Consider the following 15,988-nt stretch of genomic DNA (forward strand, 5'->3'; position numbering starts at 1 on the left):
ACTATTCAGGAATGTAAACAAGGATCTAAGGACGTTACTCAATGGAACTGCAATACAACAAATCCCGGCTCTTTAAGCGCTCATTGCTAACCCTTGCCATTACCACTGGCTCTGCTGCCAGCTGGGCAACCCCGCTGAACTGGGACAATGTCAGAGATGGTACCTTTTACCTCTTCCCTCAAGGGACAGCTAGCCTGCAGTTGAACTGGCAAGATGCTGTAGGCCTTGCGGCACAGAACGAAGATCACCTGTTTCTGCTTAACCGCAAGGGTGGCCTGAACAAATCCTGGACTCTGGGTGCTGATAAGATCAGTGGCTCTGACAGCACCTCACTTACCGAAACAGGCCCCTATCAGCTGGAAATTGCTGCCTACTCCGCTCGCCGCTTTAATGTGAAAGCAAACAACAGCACCGTAATATTTCAGCCTCCCAAAGGCCACTACGCCATGGATACCAATCAGACTGATGCGGAGCTGTTTTTCAAGGTCAAAGCCAATGAGCAAGCCAAGCTTGGTGGGAAATACTACCGGGGCATCACCGCTCTGGAGGCAGTCCGTCTGTCAGACAATAAAAAGATCACTCTGACGCTGAATCAGTCTTATCAATACGGCTACCAGTATGATCTGATCGACCTACCCTCCAGTAGCAGCGATCAGGTATGGAAGCTGACCTTGAAAGGTCAGGGTGGCAGGCCAGCATTCTGGCTGGATGGGACGGACAATTACTTCGCACAAACAGCAACTGGGCTTGATACAAGTGTCAACCTTGAAATACCCGGAACGACCAATCTGGTATTGAGCTCCAGCCTGTTGGGCGCAACACCAAAACTGGGCATGTACGGTTACTACTACGACACCCCTAACAAAGCTAATAACCCTCCTGCAGCTGCCATTACTGAACTGCTGAAAACCAAACCCAAGGTAGTATCCCTTTACGCCCTGTATGACTCGTTAATACGCGACCCTGCGAGAATGGACGCACCTCTTGCGCAATACAAAACTGATGGTATTGAGCAAACCATTACATTGGTGTCAGGCAGTGGTTACAGTGGTTCTACAAACATCATTGCAGACAATAGTGAGGTTCGCGCAGGCATTGGAAAATGGCTGGATGCCATCATCCGCGCCAATTACCCTGGCACGCATTACTTAGCTATCGCAGACGAGCCAAATTTTAGCTACTCAAACTACCAGAGCTATGAAAACGCTGTAGTCAGTTTGTCCAGCTTTATCAACAACTACCCCGGTGCACGCCAGGCGGGGGTTAGAGTCATTGCCCCTGCCAGCTCACGCTTTACGGAAACACCGCCCACTGAGCTTGATGCCGTCACTACTGAGCGTCGGGGCAGCAAATGGGCTGAGCAGCTGCTTAACAACTATCCGAATGCTCTCGATGCACTGGCGTGGCATGAATGGATGGTTTACGACCTGCTGGATACCCGCCGCTATCGCACCGAAGTACAAACTGCAGCCAGTCTGGTTGGCAAAAAAACCGATGGATCTCCTCGTATTCCCCTGCTGATTGATCAAACCAATATCGGCCCCGGTAACAGTACCAGTGACTATGAACAAAATACGTTGTTTGCAGCGATGTGGTGGGCTTCTGCTGTCATCAACGCCTCTCAGGATGGTTTGCTATCCGCCTTTAGCTTTTTCCCCGGTGTCGATGATACCAACCATCACAAAGGTATTATGAACAGTGACTTCCAGCTACGTCCGGTTGGATATGCCCAGCAGTTTGTCGCCAAGCACTGGCTGGCCAAGGTGCAGAAACTGACCAATGATGCTTTTGAGGTCGATGCCATGGCCATGTCGGAAGGTACTCAACGTCGCGTTTTGGGTGTCAACAAGGCGCCCTATCGTACGCAAAATGTCAGTTTGGGAGGCACAGGCGTGCCCTGCAACAATAGCTCGTTAAAGCTCACAGTCTTCAACAAATGGGGTGAGTACGAGCGCAGCACCAGCTGCAGCAATGGCAAGGTCACCTTTACCGTGCCCGGTGAAACGATTTTTGCGCTGTCGTGGACAGCACAGTAATTACGTTGATGATCTAGTCTTGTGAAGGAATGGGAGGGGTAGCGATGAACAAGCGTTATCTAAAACTACTGCAGCTGTATCTCGCAACACTCTTAGCGTGCAGCCAGCTTGCTTACGCCTCACCCCTGCCCTGGAGCAATTTGCGTGCAGCGCAATTGTTTATTTTTCCTGCCACAGCAACCACCTTGCAGATTGACTGGCGTGCGGCCTGGCTGGCAGATGCCAATCAGGACCGCTTTTTTGTACTGGATGCCCAAGGACAGTTGCTAGATGAGCAGACGCTGGACGCAGGCAATGCCAATGGTTCACACACCACCTCACTGACCGGCCAGGGGCCCTATCAGGTTGTAATCCCTGGTTATTCCTTCCGCAATTTCCGGCTGGCCGCGCCGCAGTCCGCCATTCTGTTGCAGCCCTCCAAGGTACATTTCTCACTGACAGCAGAGCAACGCAACAGTGAACTCTACTTCCAGACCAAGGCAGGCGAACAGGCGATACTGGGCGGCAAATATCAGGACAAAGGCATCAGTGCTTACCGCCTGCGGCGGTTGTCCGATGGGAAGCAACTGCAACTGCCACTCAGCCAGACACCGCAACGTGGGTTTCAGTTTGATCGCCTAACCTTACCCCTCAGCCAGCAGAAGGAAATATGGCAGCTGACCCTGAACGGCACGGGCAAAGCCTCGTTCTGGCTGGATGGCACAGCCAATCTGTTCGCCCAGTCACCGGGCGATCTGCGCGATGTCAGCTTCGCGACTGGTCAGGTCAGTCTGACGCTGGGCACGCACGCCAGCGGTAAAACCCCTAAACTAGGGTTCTATGACTTCAATGCCAGCCAGCTGCCCCGCGCTATGCTGCAGTCTCTGGCAGCGCTGAAACCGCGCTTTTTGGGAGCCTATAGTTTCTATGATGCCCTCAACCGTGATCCGTTCCGCCAGGATGACAATATGCAGACGCTGCAAAGAATGGGTATGGAAGACAGCGTCACCCTCCTGGCAGGCACAGGTATGCGGGGTGCACAACGCGGTGTCCTTGATACCCGTGAGGACGTTAAACGCGGCCTGACTGCCTGGCTCAATATGCGCATCCGCCTGCAGAACGGCGGGCTGCACTATATCAGCTTCGCCGATGAGCCCAATCGTATCTATCCCGACTACGCCAGCTATGCCCAGTACTTCCGAAAAATGGCTCAATATGTACGTAGTTATCCTGGCGCGTATGAGGCAGGAGTGCGTATTGCTGCACCTGCCAGTGCCAACTTCGTCAATACACCTTTCAGTGATGGTGCGGCTCAGCGCAAAGGCATTGACTGGGCCCGCCAGCTGCTCGCCGATAATCCCGGGCTGGTCGATGCCATCGCCTGGCATGAGTGGGATCACGCCAAAGATCTGCTGGCCACCCGCTGGTATCGCTATTCGGTACAACAGGCAGCACAGCTGGTTGGTAGTCATCCTGATGGAAGCGCCCTTCTGCCTTTATATATAGACCAGACCAATATCGGCTCAGGCAACAGCACCAGCCCCTATCAGCAGGATACCTTTTATGCAGGTCTATGGTGGACATCGGTAGTGATTAACAGTGCTATGGATGGCAAACTCTCTGGGCTTGCCTGGTTTCTGACGGTCGATGATGACAACCATCACAAGGGCATTGTGGGTTTTGACAACGGCCAGTTCACTCTGCGCCCGGTTGCCAGAGCCATGGCCTTTATCAATCGATTCTGGAAACCCATCACCCTGCCGCTGCAGAACAGTGCCTTTGAGGTGGATGCCATGGCCATGACTGACAATCGCAGCATCAGCATTCTTGCAGTGAACAAAGCCACACGCATGCAGCACATCACTCTGCCAGGCAAGTCACTGTGTGCGAATACTTCATTAAGCCTGACAATCCTCACTGTCGAGGGTGAAACGTCTGGCCCCTTCGTCTGCCGCCAGGGTCAACTGAGCTTTACTGTTCCGCCACAAAGCCTGTTTGCTCTGCACTGGAATAACGCACCATGACTCTGTTGTCCTTGCTAAAGAAGTCCTATCAGAAAGGCTTGTTTGGCACTGTACGTTTTGTTTTTCAGCGATTTATTCTGCAGCGCTGGCAGCTGGTATGGCTGGAACGCAGCCTGACCATGCCGATGCCAGCACGCATCATCTGGCCAGGCGAACATGTGCGTCTGTCAGCCTCGACGTTGACCGTACTATCCCGACACTTTCCACGCCATATCACTGTAGCTGAAGACTTTTTATCCAATGGACTGCATGGTTATGCCGCCGTGGATGAACAGGGTGATGCGATTGCCTTCGCCTGGGTAGCAGATGGCGACTACTACGATCCTCATCTCTATCACTGCTGGCTGCGTGTACCCACGGATGCGGTTTATCTGGTCTACGGTGAAGTGGCTAAAAAACTGCGTGGCTCCGGGCTGGCGCTACTGCTGCACTATGTTTTTGCAGACTGCCACCAACGGGGCTATCAACGTGCTCAGGCCGTTGTTGATCTGTCCAATATACGCTCCCTGACCTTCTGCCTGGGAATCGGCTTTCATGAAACAGAGCTTATGCAGCAGGTGTACTGCCTTGCTCACCGCTTTTATTTCAGCCGCAGGCAACCCTACCAGGGCCAGCGGTTCGCGCATCTCATCAAACCCACACGCAAGCGGGCGCTATCAGCCTGTGCAGCAGCTGACGACAGCGGAGCGCCTTCCCAATGACCTATCGCCTGCAATGGCTGACGTCCTTTCACGACACGCACTTTCCGACAGCGGACTATGTCAGTCTCTACCAATGCTTGCCCCATGCCACCCCGTACAACCATCTGGCATGGCTCACTGCTGCCGAAGATGCGCTCACCGCAGACACTCAGCTGGCCATTCTACTGATCTGGCAGACCACCCAGCTGGTAGGCTGCTTGCCGCTGATCCGTCGTCGCGAGCGGCAAAAGGGTTTGCATTTTATGGTAGTCCGCCATTTGGGCTTTCCCATGAGTGACCGCATCGGTCTGATGCTGAAGGAAGAGGCTGCTGAAGCTGCGCCGCTTATACTCTCGGCCATCCAGCAGCACTTACCCTATGCACTGCTGCAATTGAATGAGGTCACCGCTGAAAGCGGGGAAGCCGTTTTTCGGCAGTGGGGCCAACGCAGCTGCTACTGGGAGCAGCGACTGATCTGCCATGCCCCGGAACATGCCATCACCGCAGCTGATCGCGAGGAAATCAGCGGCGATGCCCGCTACAAACTGCGCCGCGCCCGTAAACGCACAGCAGCGCTGGGGGCAGAGGTGATCTGCCTGCAACCCGATGAACACAGTATTGGCGGCATTCTTGAGCAGATCAGCCAGGTGGAACTGGCCAGCTGGAAAGGTACCGAGGAGGTCGGCGTATTCTGTAGTGATCACGCACAGTGGATGAAACAGGCCTTCCGACAGTTAGCCAAGGCAGGTCTGGTGAGCGTGATCGCCCTGCAACACGAAGGCCGATACATCAGCTACCGTATCGGCCCCCTGGATAAGGGGCGTATCTATGATTTCAATCTGGCCTTTCACCCGGACCATGCCGCGCTTGGTAGTGGTCGCCTGTTACTGGATGAGTGGATTCGCTGGGGGCTGGAGCAGGGAGTGCAATGGCTGGATGCATCACGCGTCAGTATGAAATCCAATCATCAGCTGCATGAGCGGATGACCAACACTATCACCCACTATCGCTGGAGCTTTTATTCCTGTAGGCCCGCAGGGATAGCACTGAGTCTGATGTATCGGCTGTGGAATGGTTACAAACAGTTCAAGCGCGGCAAACAACCTGAGAACCAACGTAGCGATGATGCCAACTAAGCCTAGGGTCAACCGGGAAAAGCCACGTCGTCAACCAGGTCGGACGGAGAACCGAGCATGAATAAGTATCTGGCCAATAGCCTGTGGACTGTCGCGGAACGTTGCAGCCGGGCACTGATCAGCTTTGTTCTGGTTGCGCTGATTGCCCGCCATATCGGCCCTGAACAGTTTGGTATTCTGGCCTTTATCCAGAGTGTGATTGCCATTTTGTGCATGACCGTCAGCTTTGGCATGGACAATGTGCTGGTCAAGGTGTTTTCCGAACAGGACGATGAGCAACACGCCCTGCGCACGCTCAGTACCGCAGTGCTGTTTCGCATGACCCTGGGCATAACACTGCTTTTGGGATTACTGCTCTTTGTCTACGGCAGTGACCTGATCGAACCCCAGTTGAAACCGATTTACATTGTGCTGGGACTAAGCCTGCTGTTTATCAACTACAACACCTATCTGTCGCTGTATCAGGCCAAGTCCATCTCCCGCAAACTGATACCGGCCTCGCTCACCAGCACCCTGCTGATTGCAGCCTATCGACTGTGGCTACTTGAGCATGATGGCACTCTGTTCGACTTTGCACTGACCTTTACCCTGGAATTAGCCAGCAAAATGCTGCTGGTGATGTATCTGGCGCGCAAAGATCACTTCCAGTTCACCCTGCGTGCCGCAGACAGGCAGCAACTGCAGACCCTGCTGATTCCCAGTACGTCCATGCTGGTCTCCTCCATGATCGTGGTGGTCTACGCCCGCACTGACCAGCTGATGATTATGCATCTGATGGGTGAACGCGATCTGGGGGTTTACAGTGTCGCCATCCGCATCAGTGAAGCCTATCTGATTATCCCAACCCTGATCGCTACCTCCTTCTTTCCGATGATTTCGCGTTCAGCTGAAGCGCACAACAGCCAGGCCTACTTCGATATCACCCATTTTTGCTCGGTGGTACCCGCCATACTGATCGCCCTGCTGTCTCCCTGGATCATCCCCATGCTGTTCGGAGAGAGCTATATCGATGCCATCCCTGTGCTGTTCCTCACCCTGGCAGCCTCAGCCTTTTCCATCCTGGGAGCCACCAGCACCAACTTTCTGATTGTGCAGAACCTTGCTCACTTGCGTATTTTTCGTGCGCTGGCAGGCCTGGTCATCAACGTCGTACTCAACTATCTGCTCATTCCCCCCTACGGCCTGATGGGCGCCGCCTGGGCGACCCTGGCCAGCCAAATGTGTGCATCCTGGCTAAGCAACCTGTTTACCGCTGCCACACGGCAGAGCTTTTACTGGCAAACTCGCAGCCTGCTGACCTTCGGCCTCCCAGGCATAGTGAATGTATTGAAGAAACGATGAAGACCCTGATCAAATCTCTGGTTAAGAAAAACCCACACACTGCCATGGCCTATGCCTATCTGCGACATACCTGCTACAACACGTTGCAGCTCAGACGCCATCTGTACGAACTGTATCTGAGTGCCCTGTACTTTCGTCGCGCTACACTGAAGCTGGCCAACCATCTCACTATTGGTATTACGACCCTCTACGAGCAACGTACTGTACTCCCCCATCCCGTGGGGGTGGTCATCGGTCAGGGCGTCAAACTGGGCAAACATTGCACTATATACCAAAACGCCACCATTGGACTGAAACATGTCAGCGACACGGCCTACCCGGTACTGGGCAACTATGTCACGGTCTGCGCCCATGCCTGCATCCTTGGCGACATCACTATCGGCGACAATGCCGTGATCGCGGCAGGTGCCGTTGTACTGCACGACGTGCCTGCCAATGTCGTGGTCGCTGGCGTGCCTGCGCGGGTCATCAGTACTCGACTTGATAACGAAACGCGTCACGCGTTGATCAAAGCAGGCGTCATCTATGAGTAAATGGCAAACCCATACCGACCACATTGGCCACTTTGCTTATACCCCAGCCAGCCCTACAGCTACGCCGTTTTTCAGCGTCATCATGGGTGCCTACAACGCCGAAACGACCCTGGCTGCCAGTCTCGATTCACTGCTGCAGCAAAGCTTCGTTGACTTTGAGATCATCGTGATCAATGACGGCTCCAGCGATGGCACTGAGGCATTACTGGCCGACTATGCCGCACGGGACGCCCGGCTAGGTTATGTCAATCAGGACAACATAGGGCTAACTAAATCCCTCAACCGTGCCATTCGCCTCGCGCGCGGGCAGTATCTGGTGCGACAGGATGCTGATGATGATAGCCAGCCTGAGCGTCTTGCCGCGCTGTACGAAGGCTGTGCCACACGACCGGATGTGCTGTTTTCACAAGCCATCATCATTGATCAGCAGCAGCGCCATATTGCGACCATTCCCTTCCTTCACCACCTGCGTCAGGTCGATAGCGTAATCAAGTATGGCAATATTTTTGCTCATGGCACCCTGGCATTCAGGGCCGACCTGCTGAAGTCCGAAGGCTATGATGAGCAGTTTCGCTACGCTCAGGACTACGAGTTGATATTACGGCTATTGCAGCAAGGGCGGCGTTTCTTCTTTGTAAACCAGCCACTGTATACCTTCTATATCCGCGAAGGCTCCATCGGTAATGCCAGGTCGGCCCAACAGACTGCCCTGGCTCGTCAGGCACTGCGCAAACATCGAGGAACGGACCGCTACATGATTGTTGGCAAACCCAGACTGCTGCGTGGTCTGCTAAAACTGCTGGCCTACGCCGAGCTGTGGTTACGCAATCAACTACCCCGACACGACCGTATAGAAAATCTGCCATAACAGGCACATGCCTGCTCCCAACATGCACTAACAGAACGATTCGCCCCACAGTTGCAAGGAACGTAAACGAATGGACTCGACGCTTCGGACACCCGCCACCGAAGGCTCCCCCATACCTGCGTCACACCCAGTCTATCTGCCCCATGTCGATGGACTGCGTGCCATTGCTGTAGTGGCCGTAGTGATCTTTCATGCCTTTCCCCCCTTACTGCCCGGGGGGTTTATCGGGGTTGATATCTTTTTTGTGATTTCCGGCTATCTGATCACTGGCATTCTGCTGAACGACATCAGGCAACAGCGCTTTAGCATCCAGCGCTTCTATCGCAAGCGGATACTGCGCATTTTCCCTGCACTGCTGGCAGTCCTTGCCAGTGTGTTGCTGTTTGGCTGGTTCGTATTGTTCAACCCTGAATTCCGCCAGCTGGGGCTGCATATCCTCAGTGCCGGGGGGTTCGTCCAGAACCTGACGCTCTGGCATGAGAGCGGTTATTTCGACAACGCCTCCATCGCCAAACCCTTGCTGCATCTGTGGAGTCTGGCTATCGAAGAGCAGTTCTATATTGTATGGCCACTGCTGCTGGTGATGGTCGGTCTGCGCATCAGGGCGCTGTTCTTGCTGCTGCTATGCAGTGGACTGGGCTCAATGCTGCTCGGCATCTACTATGTATGCAGCGACAGTACTGCTGCCTACTATTCGCCCCTTGGCCGTGCCTGGGAGTTGTTAGTGGGTGCGGCACTGGCAAGTATTCAACACCACCGATCTGCCCGCCTGCAGTATTGGCAGCAACAACGTGGACTGGCCAACGGAGCCGTGCTGTTGGGGCTGCTGCTTATTGGCGGGGCACTGGCTATGCTAAACAGAGACAGTGCTTTTCCCGGCTATTGGGCGCTGTTGCCCACCCTGGGCGCTGCACTATTGATCGTTTTCGGCCAGCACAGCCACATTGGCCGTCTGCTATTGAGCCAACCCAGCATGGTCTATCTCGGCCTGATCAGCTACCCACTCTATTTATGGCACTGGCCGCTACTGTCCTTCGGCCGCATTATCAAACCTTTCCATGGCAACAAGCTTACGCTGCTGCTACTGGCTCTGGCAGCACTTCTGGCTGTCCTGACCTACCACCTGCTGGAGCGCCCACTGCGTCGCCAGGTACAGCAGCATGGCAGTCGCCGCCCGCTGCAGTGCCTGTTGACCACCATGGTGGCGTTAGTCTGTCTGGGTGCGCTGAGCTACCAGCACACTCTTTCCCCCCGCCTGCAGCAAGTGCTGGTGCCTGAAAGAAATGAATGGGATTTTCTCCGTACCACCGTCAGCCACTTCGACAATACCGGCATTGGTATATACCGCTTACCTGGACAGTCTGCCGATACAGTGTTGTATCTGGGGGATTCGCAACTGGCACAGTATGCCGAGCGTATTCATCGGGTGCAGTCCACTCAACCCAACAGCCTGAGCGCCATCTTTGCCGTGGGTGGCGGCTGCATCCCTGTCAGCCAAGTATTTATCGATGAACTGAATCGCCAGGGCTGCTGGGAGCTACGTAGACAGGCTTTCGCGATGGCCAGTGATCCCGCCATCAAGCGCGTGGTGATCGGCGGGGCATGGCACTGGTATCTGCTCAACAGTCCCTACTACCTGCAGCAACAAGGCAGCCGCATCAATGTCAGCACCGACGCGGGCCGCCTCGCCGCGCTCAGCCAGCTGGGTCAGGATATTCGCCATTTCCGCGAGCTCGGTAAGGAAGTCTATCTGGTGCTGGGTAATCCCATTAGCCAGGAGCTCAGCCCCTTTACTTCTGGTGTGCGGCTGCTACCCGCCAACCGCTCGGCCACCCAACCCCTCTTACCAATTGATACCGCACAGCAACAGTTGCATCAGGCTCTGCTAGAGGTGGCAGAGCAGTTCGGCGCCAGGATTATCGATCCCTATGAAGCCACCTGCCCGGGCAATCGCTGTCCCAGAGTCACCATAACAGGCTTGCCGATTTTCAAAGATCACGCCCACTTCAACCCGGACTGGGCAGTAAACAATGCGCAATTTATGGATAGCAGTGTTTTGAGCAGCCCAGCGCTCCGTTTTTCCTCGTCTTTATAAATAGTGCACCTTTATACATGACACATTCTATTTACATAAAAACCACAGCCCACTTGACGCTCTTGGTTAATAATTACCCAGGCTTTTCAACATAGGACAGGGAGCGTGCCACCTACTACTTACGATATCGCCATCATCGGTGCAGGCTTTGCGGGCTCATGTCTGGCATGGATGCTGAAAGATCAGCCTGTCAGAGTGGCGCTGCTTGACCGCAATACCAGCTACCCTCCCAGCTTTCGTGCCGAAAAACTGGAACAGGATCAGGCGGAACTGCTCAGCAAATTCGGTCTGCTCGATGCCCGTCAGCCACTGACCTCGCCCATTCACCGTGTCGACTGTTACCGCAAGGGTCAGCATTATCAGCAGGATGTCGGGCCGCAGTACGGTATTCACTACACCGACACGGTCAATCAGCTACGCAGCCTGGCCAGAAAGTATGCGGACTTCTTTCAATCCAGGGTGATAGACCTCTCCACCTCAGACACACAACAGCAGCTCGTGCTGGAAAACGGACAGCGGCTGCAAGCAAGGCTGCTGGTGCTGGCTACCGGCGGTAACGTCATCAACCCGCTGGCCTTCAAGCTGGGCATGCGACAGCAGGCCACCCGTGAGCTCCGCTCACTGTCATTTGCGTTCGATATTGGCCGGGCCGATGGCCAGCCTTACGACTTCCAGAGCTTCAACTACTTCCTCGATCCTCGCGAACACCAGATCGACTACGTCACCCTGTTCCCCATTGGCGACAGCGTCCGCATCAACCTCTTCACCCAATGGCATCCCAAGGACATGCGCGTGCGCGCCATGCGTCGCAGCCCCATGCAGGAGCTGGATGAGTACTTCCCAGGCCTGTTTGAACAGATCGGTGATTCGGTACTGACCGGCTCTGACAAGGTAGCCTTGTTCCCCACCCAGTACTATCAGCTGAGCAAGGTGGAGCAACCCGGTATTGTCGTCATTGGTGATGAGTTCCAGAGCGTGTCCCCCGCCACGGGTAAGGGCCTGAGCAAGGTACTGACCGATGTTGATGTCCTTTCTGGCCTGATACCGCAGTGGCTGGAGAGTGAAGGTATCGCGGTCGACAAAGTTCAGCAGTTCTATCGTCACCCGGAAAAACAGGCGGTCGACAGCCTGGCCAAACGGGAATGGGTCTATCTGGCCGACAATGCGCTGCATCCGGAAATTATCAGCAAAGTGAAGCGCAAGCTGGCGAAGTTAATGGGAGTGGGGTGAAGACAGCCAGCCTTAATGGCGATGCTCAAAACTCGCGTAAATACAGTAACCGATAGGGTCGGCCCTGCCGGCCGCCACCGGCATCCAGAATCAGCGTTTCCACCACACCGGCGGGGGCACCGCTGGCCATCTGTACCTGGCTGATGATGGTCAGCACGTTCCCGGGCGCGCTGGCCAGATTGCTGAGCTGGGTGCCCTGCGTACGCTGCAGCGCCGTCGCCACTGCCGGAGCGGCCAGTTTAAGGCGCGGTACCTCCTGCCCGGTCCAGATAGTCACCAGCGGCTCCAGTTGCAGAAACAGCGCAGGGGTCATACTGCGTAACTGGTGCAGTTCTTCAATGCTGCGAAAGGACTGATTACGCGGCACACTCAGGCGGCCACTGGCGAGATAGTCAGGCGCTTCGGCGCCATTGGGCCGCGGCTGATCATCCGCATCACGCCAGTCCAGCAGCTCGGCGGCCAGCCGTTGCGCCAGACCGCTATCGGCGCCAACCGCTGCGAACAGGGCGGTGAGCAGCTCAGTTCCCGCGACATTGATATCCACCTTGCCAAGGTCACTGTACAGCCTTATTTCCAGCGGTTGCTGGTCGATGCTTATCGTATAGGGCTGACCATTGGCCTGCCACGGCCCTGCTCCATCAGCCGCTTGCAGCAAGGTTGCCACCACCTGTTCCACGCCAGCCTGCGCCAGCAGCACGGCCTGGGTATGTTGCAGCTGATAGCTTTGCAGTCGCTGCGACGTTCGGGTCACGCTGAGCATCGCTGTCACCACGACGGTCAGCAGTGCAGCGATCCAAAGCACCAGAATCAGGGCCACGCCACGTTGTTGAATGCGGATACCAGCGTTGTTCATCTACCAGTAACCCGACACATTGCGGCGGATGGGGATGGTCAGGGTAGGCCACAGCGTGCCATCTGCCAGAGTGATGTGAATACGCACGGCCAGCGGCAGACGATTGCTCCATTGCCAGGAGGACTGCCAGGCAGAAGCTTCGCCGTTCTCGTTCCACCCCAGATACTGCAGCTGCCACTGTCTGACCCCTTCCAGCAGGGTATGTTGCCCCTGCCAGGAAGGTGAAGGTGTGGCTCCCGGCTCTGCCGGCAGAGTATGCAGACTGATCTGCAAACGTTGCTCCTGCAGGCTCAGTTGCTGCGCAAGTGGCCCCAGGCCGGCAAACTGGCTGGGCATCGCCGCCACAAACAGCACCGAGTCTGGCGCACCGACAAACACCTGCCGATGGCCGTTGTCATCGGTGTGCACCGTCTGCGCCAGCGCATTCATCAGTGCCTGACGCAGATAGTTTTGCGCCGTGCGGATGTCATCCTGACGCTGGTTGAGATGCTCCACCTGCTGCGCCACACGCTGCACCCGGCTGATCGCCTGCCACGCCAGCAGCAGCAATAACGCCAGCAGCACCAGGGCAAACAGCAGTTCCAGCAGGGTAAAGCCCCGTTGCCGCCGGGGCAGATGAGCGGCGTTCATGTCTGCCCCTCGATCTGCGCCCGCAGGGTGACAAAGCGCTGTTGCTGACCATCACGCTGCAAAATTAACTCGATATGAAGCAGCTGCACCTGCGCTGAGCTGCCGGCATAGGGCTGGATATGCAGCTGCCAGTGAGTCTTGCCATCGTCCAGCGTACCCTGGCTGTCACCCACCTGCAGCGGACCACTGAGGCCCAGCCCTTCGAGCAGTGAACGGGCCTGCAATGCCATCTGCCCGGCACGCACACTTTTGCCGGTCAGGCGACTGCCATCCCCTACCGCTCCCAGCAAGATCGTCATGGTCAATGCCAGAATCGCCAGTGCCGCCACCAGCTCCAGCAGGGTAAAGCCGTGCTGCGCCTGCCGGCATGCGCGCATCATGGTTGTTGTTCCTGCTGCTGGCGTATCTGCCCGCTCAACCAGTCAATATCCAGCCGCCAGCGTTGCCCGCCTCTGACCAGCCGGATATAGCCACCGCTGGCACTGCCGTCAGGGTAGAAGGTATAGACGCCCTGCTGCCGTGGCGACCGGGCAGCACTGTGCAGTTCGATCATCAGCCCGGCAGAAAGACGATGACTACCTTGCCCCGGCGCTGACCATTGCCGGGTCTCAGGGTCTACGGTCAGGGTCAGCGGCTGCCCCTGACTGATAGCCTGGCTGCGCACACTGCGCAACCCTGCCAGCAACGCCGCCACATCCTGCCGTGCCTGTGGCTGCAGGCCCCGGCTGATATTGACCGATACCGCCACCAGAGCGATGCCCAGCAATACCAACACCAGCAGCAGTTCCAGCAGGGTAAATCCCCCTTGCCGTTGCCCTGCACAACAACGCATGGGCGACGGTTACTCCCAGTTGCCGATATCGGCATTGTAGCCGTCGCCACCGGCCTGGCCGTCCTGACCAAGGAAGATCAGGTCGAAGGCACCGTGCTGCCCCGGTACCTTGTAGCCAAACTCATGGCCGAAGGGATCTTTCAGATCCGATGCTTTGGCATAGGGGCCCACCCAGGTATTTACCCCGGCCGGTTTTTCCAGCAGAAAGCTGAGCTGTCTGGGCGGTGCGCCGTTGTCCAGCGCGTAGCTTTCGATCTTCATGCTGAGGCTGGCCAGCTGGGCCTTACCGGCGTTGTATTTGCCCTTATCGACATTGCCGCCGATATTGCGCACGACGATGGTGGCCACGATGCCCAGCAGTACAATCACCGCCAGCATCTCCAGCAGAGTAAAGCCCTGCTGTCGCCGGGCAGCCGGGCCTCGACGGTGCATGACGGGGGCAGAAGAGGTTACAGCGGTTGGTCTGGCACTATTCATGAAATGTCCTTTACACATGACAGCGGATGATAGGTTCGGTAATACAGTCAGTGATTCGCCAGCACAGGTTACAAACCACTGGTCAGATTCATCAGTGGCAGCATGATCGACAGCATGATCAGCGCCACCAGCAGGGTCATCACGATGGTCAGGCACGGCGTTAGCGCGGCCATAAAGCGGTCAATGCTGTGTTTGACTTCGGTATCGAACAGCACCGCCACCTTCAGCAGCATGGCATCCAGCTGCCCGGCCTCCTCGCCGACCTGCATCATCTGTACTGCCAGTACAGGCAGCAGTTGTGCTTCCGCCAGCGCGGACGACAGCAGCGCGCCGTTCTTGACCCGCTCGGTGGCGTCGCTCATGGCTTGCTGCAACGCCAGATTGCCCGTCACCTCGCGGCTCAGCTGCAGTGCCTTGACCAGCGGCACCCCACTCTGCAACAGGGTGCCCAGAGTGCGTGCCAGCCGTGCCGTATGCAAGCGCTGCAGAAAAGGCCCTATCCCGCGCTGGCGCAGCCAGTACGCCTGCCACGCCAGCCGGGTCGCTGGCTGGCGATAGCGCAGCGCCAGCCACCATAGCCCTATCGTCAGGGTCATCAGCATGATCAGGCCGTATTGGCTCAAGCCACTGCCCAACAGCAGGATAGCCTGTGTTATGGCCGGGACCGGCACCCCCAGATCGGCAAAGATCGGCACAAACTGCGGCACCACATAACTCAGCAGCAACACCAGCGAACCCAGCACCCCGACCAGCAGAAAGCAGGGATAGATCAGCGCGTTGATCACCTCGGCTTTCAACCCGGCCGCCCGCTGCAGATAGCCGTGCAGCTGCAGCAGACAGCCATCCAGCTGGCCCCCAGCCTCACCGGCCTGCACCAGACTGATATACAGCGCCGGGAAGATGCCGTGCTCTTCCCGCAACGCGGCCGACAGCGCCATCCCGCCCTTAACCCGCTCACGCAGCCGTTCAATTAGCCGCTGCAGTGGCTCACGCTGGGCCTGAGAGGCCAGCAAAGTCAGTGCCTTGTCCAGGGTTTGCCCGGCTGCCAGCAAGGTTGCCAGCTGTTCGGTCCAGCGCAGCAACTCGGTGGTGGTCATGGCAGGTTTCTGCCCCAGCTGGCGCCAGGCTCCCCAGCCCGCCCGGTCGCTGACCTCCAGCACCATCAGCTCCCGCTCCTGCAGGTACGTGATGACTTCCTGCGCGGATTGGGCCTGCATCTGTCCCTGCTGCTGCTCGCCGTTCAGGGCCACGGCGCGGTAACGGTACAGCGCCAT

General features: G+C 56.6%; 15 protein-coding genes. 9 read left to right on the forward strand and 6 right to left on the reverse strand.

All coding sequences use genetic code 11. The features are described 5' to 3' along the window. The first annotated feature begins 41 nt into the window (after nucleotides 1-41). The 9 genes from QCD60_RS10450 to QCD60_RS10490 all read left to right on the forward strand — a co-directional run bounded on the left by QCD60_RS10450 (nucleotide 42) and on the right by QCD60_RS10490 (nucleotide 11,922). Entirely contained in the window at nucleotides 42-2,036 is a 1,995-nt protein-coding gene (locus tag QCD60_RS10450) for a hypothetical protein (RefSeq protein WP_279784967.1), read from the forward strand. 44 nt (nucleotides 2,037-2,080) lie between these two features. Next, entirely contained in the window at nucleotides 2,081-4,039 is a 1,959-nt protein-coding gene (locus QCD60_RS10455) for a hypothetical protein (protein WP_279784969.1), read from the forward strand. Next, nucleotides 4,036-4,740: a hypothetical protein gene (locus tag QCD60_RS10460; RefSeq protein ID WP_279784971.1), complete on the forward strand. Its 705-nt coding sequence runs from the start codon at nucleotides 4,036-4,038 to the stop codon at nucleotides 4,738-4,740. Before QCD60_RS10455 ends, QCD60_RS10460 begins: the two co-directional genes overlap by 4 nt. After that, nucleotides 4,737-5,855 carry a GNAT family N-acetyltransferase gene (locus tag QCD60_RS10465; RefSeq protein WP_279784973.1) on the forward strand — a complete coding sequence of 373 codons (1,119 nt, stop codon included), beginning with the start codon at nucleotides 4,737-4,739 and terminating at the stop codon, nucleotides 5,853-5,855. Before QCD60_RS10460 ends, QCD60_RS10465 begins: the two co-directional genes overlap by 4 nt. Before the next feature lie 57 nt (nucleotides 5,856-5,912). Further along, nucleotides 5,913-7,196 (forward strand): flippase, encoded by a 1,284-nt coding sequence (locus QCD60_RS10470; protein ID WP_279784975.1) that lies wholly within the window; start codon nucleotides 5,913-5,915, stop codon nucleotides 7,194-7,196. Beyond that, complete coding sequence (locus QCD60_RS10475; RefSeq protein WP_279784977.1) at nucleotides 7,193-7,729, forward strand: serine acetyltransferase; 537 nt, start codon at nucleotides 7,193-7,195, stop codon at nucleotides 7,727-7,729. Before QCD60_RS10470 ends, QCD60_RS10475 begins: the two co-directional genes overlap by 4 nt. Beyond that, nucleotides 7,722-8,597 carry a glycosyltransferase gene (locus QCD60_RS10480; RefSeq protein ID WP_279784979.1) on the forward strand — a complete coding sequence of 292 codons (876 nt, stop codon included), beginning with the start codon at nucleotides 7,722-7,724 and terminating at the stop codon, nucleotides 8,595-8,597. The genes QCD60_RS10475 and QCD60_RS10480 overlap by 8 nt, the downstream gene beginning before the upstream one ends. 70 nt (nucleotides 8,598-8,667) lie before the next feature. Continuing rightward, on the forward strand, nucleotides 8,668-10,692 hold the full coding sequence (locus tag QCD60_RS10485) for an acyltransferase family protein (protein ID WP_279784981.1): 2,025 nt from the start codon (nucleotides 8,668-8,670) through the stop codon (nucleotides 10,690-10,692). Between the two features lie 105 nt (nucleotides 10,693-10,797). Further along, nucleotides 10,798-11,922 (forward strand): NAD(P)/FAD-dependent oxidoreductase, encoded by a 1,125-nt coding sequence (locus QCD60_RS10490; RefSeq protein ID WP_279784983.1) that lies wholly within the window; start codon nucleotides 10,798-10,800, stop codon nucleotides 11,920-11,922. Nucleotides 11,923-11,947: 25 nt separating this feature from the next. Here QCD60_RS10490 and QCD60_RS10495 read toward each other — a convergent pair whose 3' ends face one another. From QCD60_RS10495 to QCD60_RS10520, 6 genes are all read right to left on the reverse strand, one after another. Beyond that, the gene (locus QCD60_RS10495; protein WP_279784985.1) at nucleotides 11,948-12,775 is read right to left on the reverse strand and encodes a type II secretion system protein GspK; all 828 of its coding nucleotides are present in this window, start codon (nucleotides 12,773-12,775) and stop codon (nucleotides 11,948-11,950) included. Continuing rightward, a complete protein-coding gene (locus QCD60_RS10500) occupies nucleotides 12,776-13,405 on the reverse strand; it encodes a prepilin-type N-terminal cleavage/methylation domain-containing protein (RefSeq protein WP_279784987.1) in 630 nt (209 codons plus the stop codon). After that, nucleotides 13,402-13,785: a prepilin-type N-terminal cleavage/methylation domain-containing protein gene (locus tag QCD60_RS10505; protein WP_279784989.1), complete on the reverse strand. Its 384-nt coding sequence runs from the start codon at nucleotides 13,783-13,785 to the stop codon at nucleotides 13,402-13,404. Before QCD60_RS10505 ends, QCD60_RS10500 begins: the two co-directional genes overlap by 4 nt. Further along, nucleotides 13,782-14,237, reverse strand: a complete 456-nt coding sequence (locus QCD60_RS10510) for a GspH/FimT family protein (RefSeq protein ID WP_279784991.1) — start codon at nucleotides 14,235-14,237, stop codon at nucleotides 13,782-13,784. Before QCD60_RS10510 ends, QCD60_RS10505 begins: the two co-directional genes overlap by 4 nt. Before the next feature lie 9 nt (nucleotides 14,238-14,246). Continuing rightward, nucleotides 14,247-14,714, reverse strand: a complete 468-nt coding sequence (gene gspG / locus QCD60_RS10515; RefSeq protein ID WP_279781414.1) for a type II secretion system major pseudopilin GspG — start codon at nucleotides 14,712-14,714, stop codon at nucleotides 14,247-14,249. 68 nt (nucleotides 14,715-14,782) lie between these two features. Continuing rightward, nucleotides 14,783-15,988 (reverse strand): type II secretion system F family protein, encoded by a 1,206-nt coding sequence (locus tag QCD60_RS10520; RefSeq protein ID WP_279781417.1) that lies wholly within the window; start codon nucleotides 15,986-15,988, stop codon nucleotides 14,783-14,785.

The organism is Pokkaliibacter sp. MBI-7 (assembly GCF_029846635.1).
Classification (GTDB): Bacteria; Pseudomonadota; Gammaproteobacteria; order Pseudomonadales; family Balneatricaceae; genus Pokkaliibacter.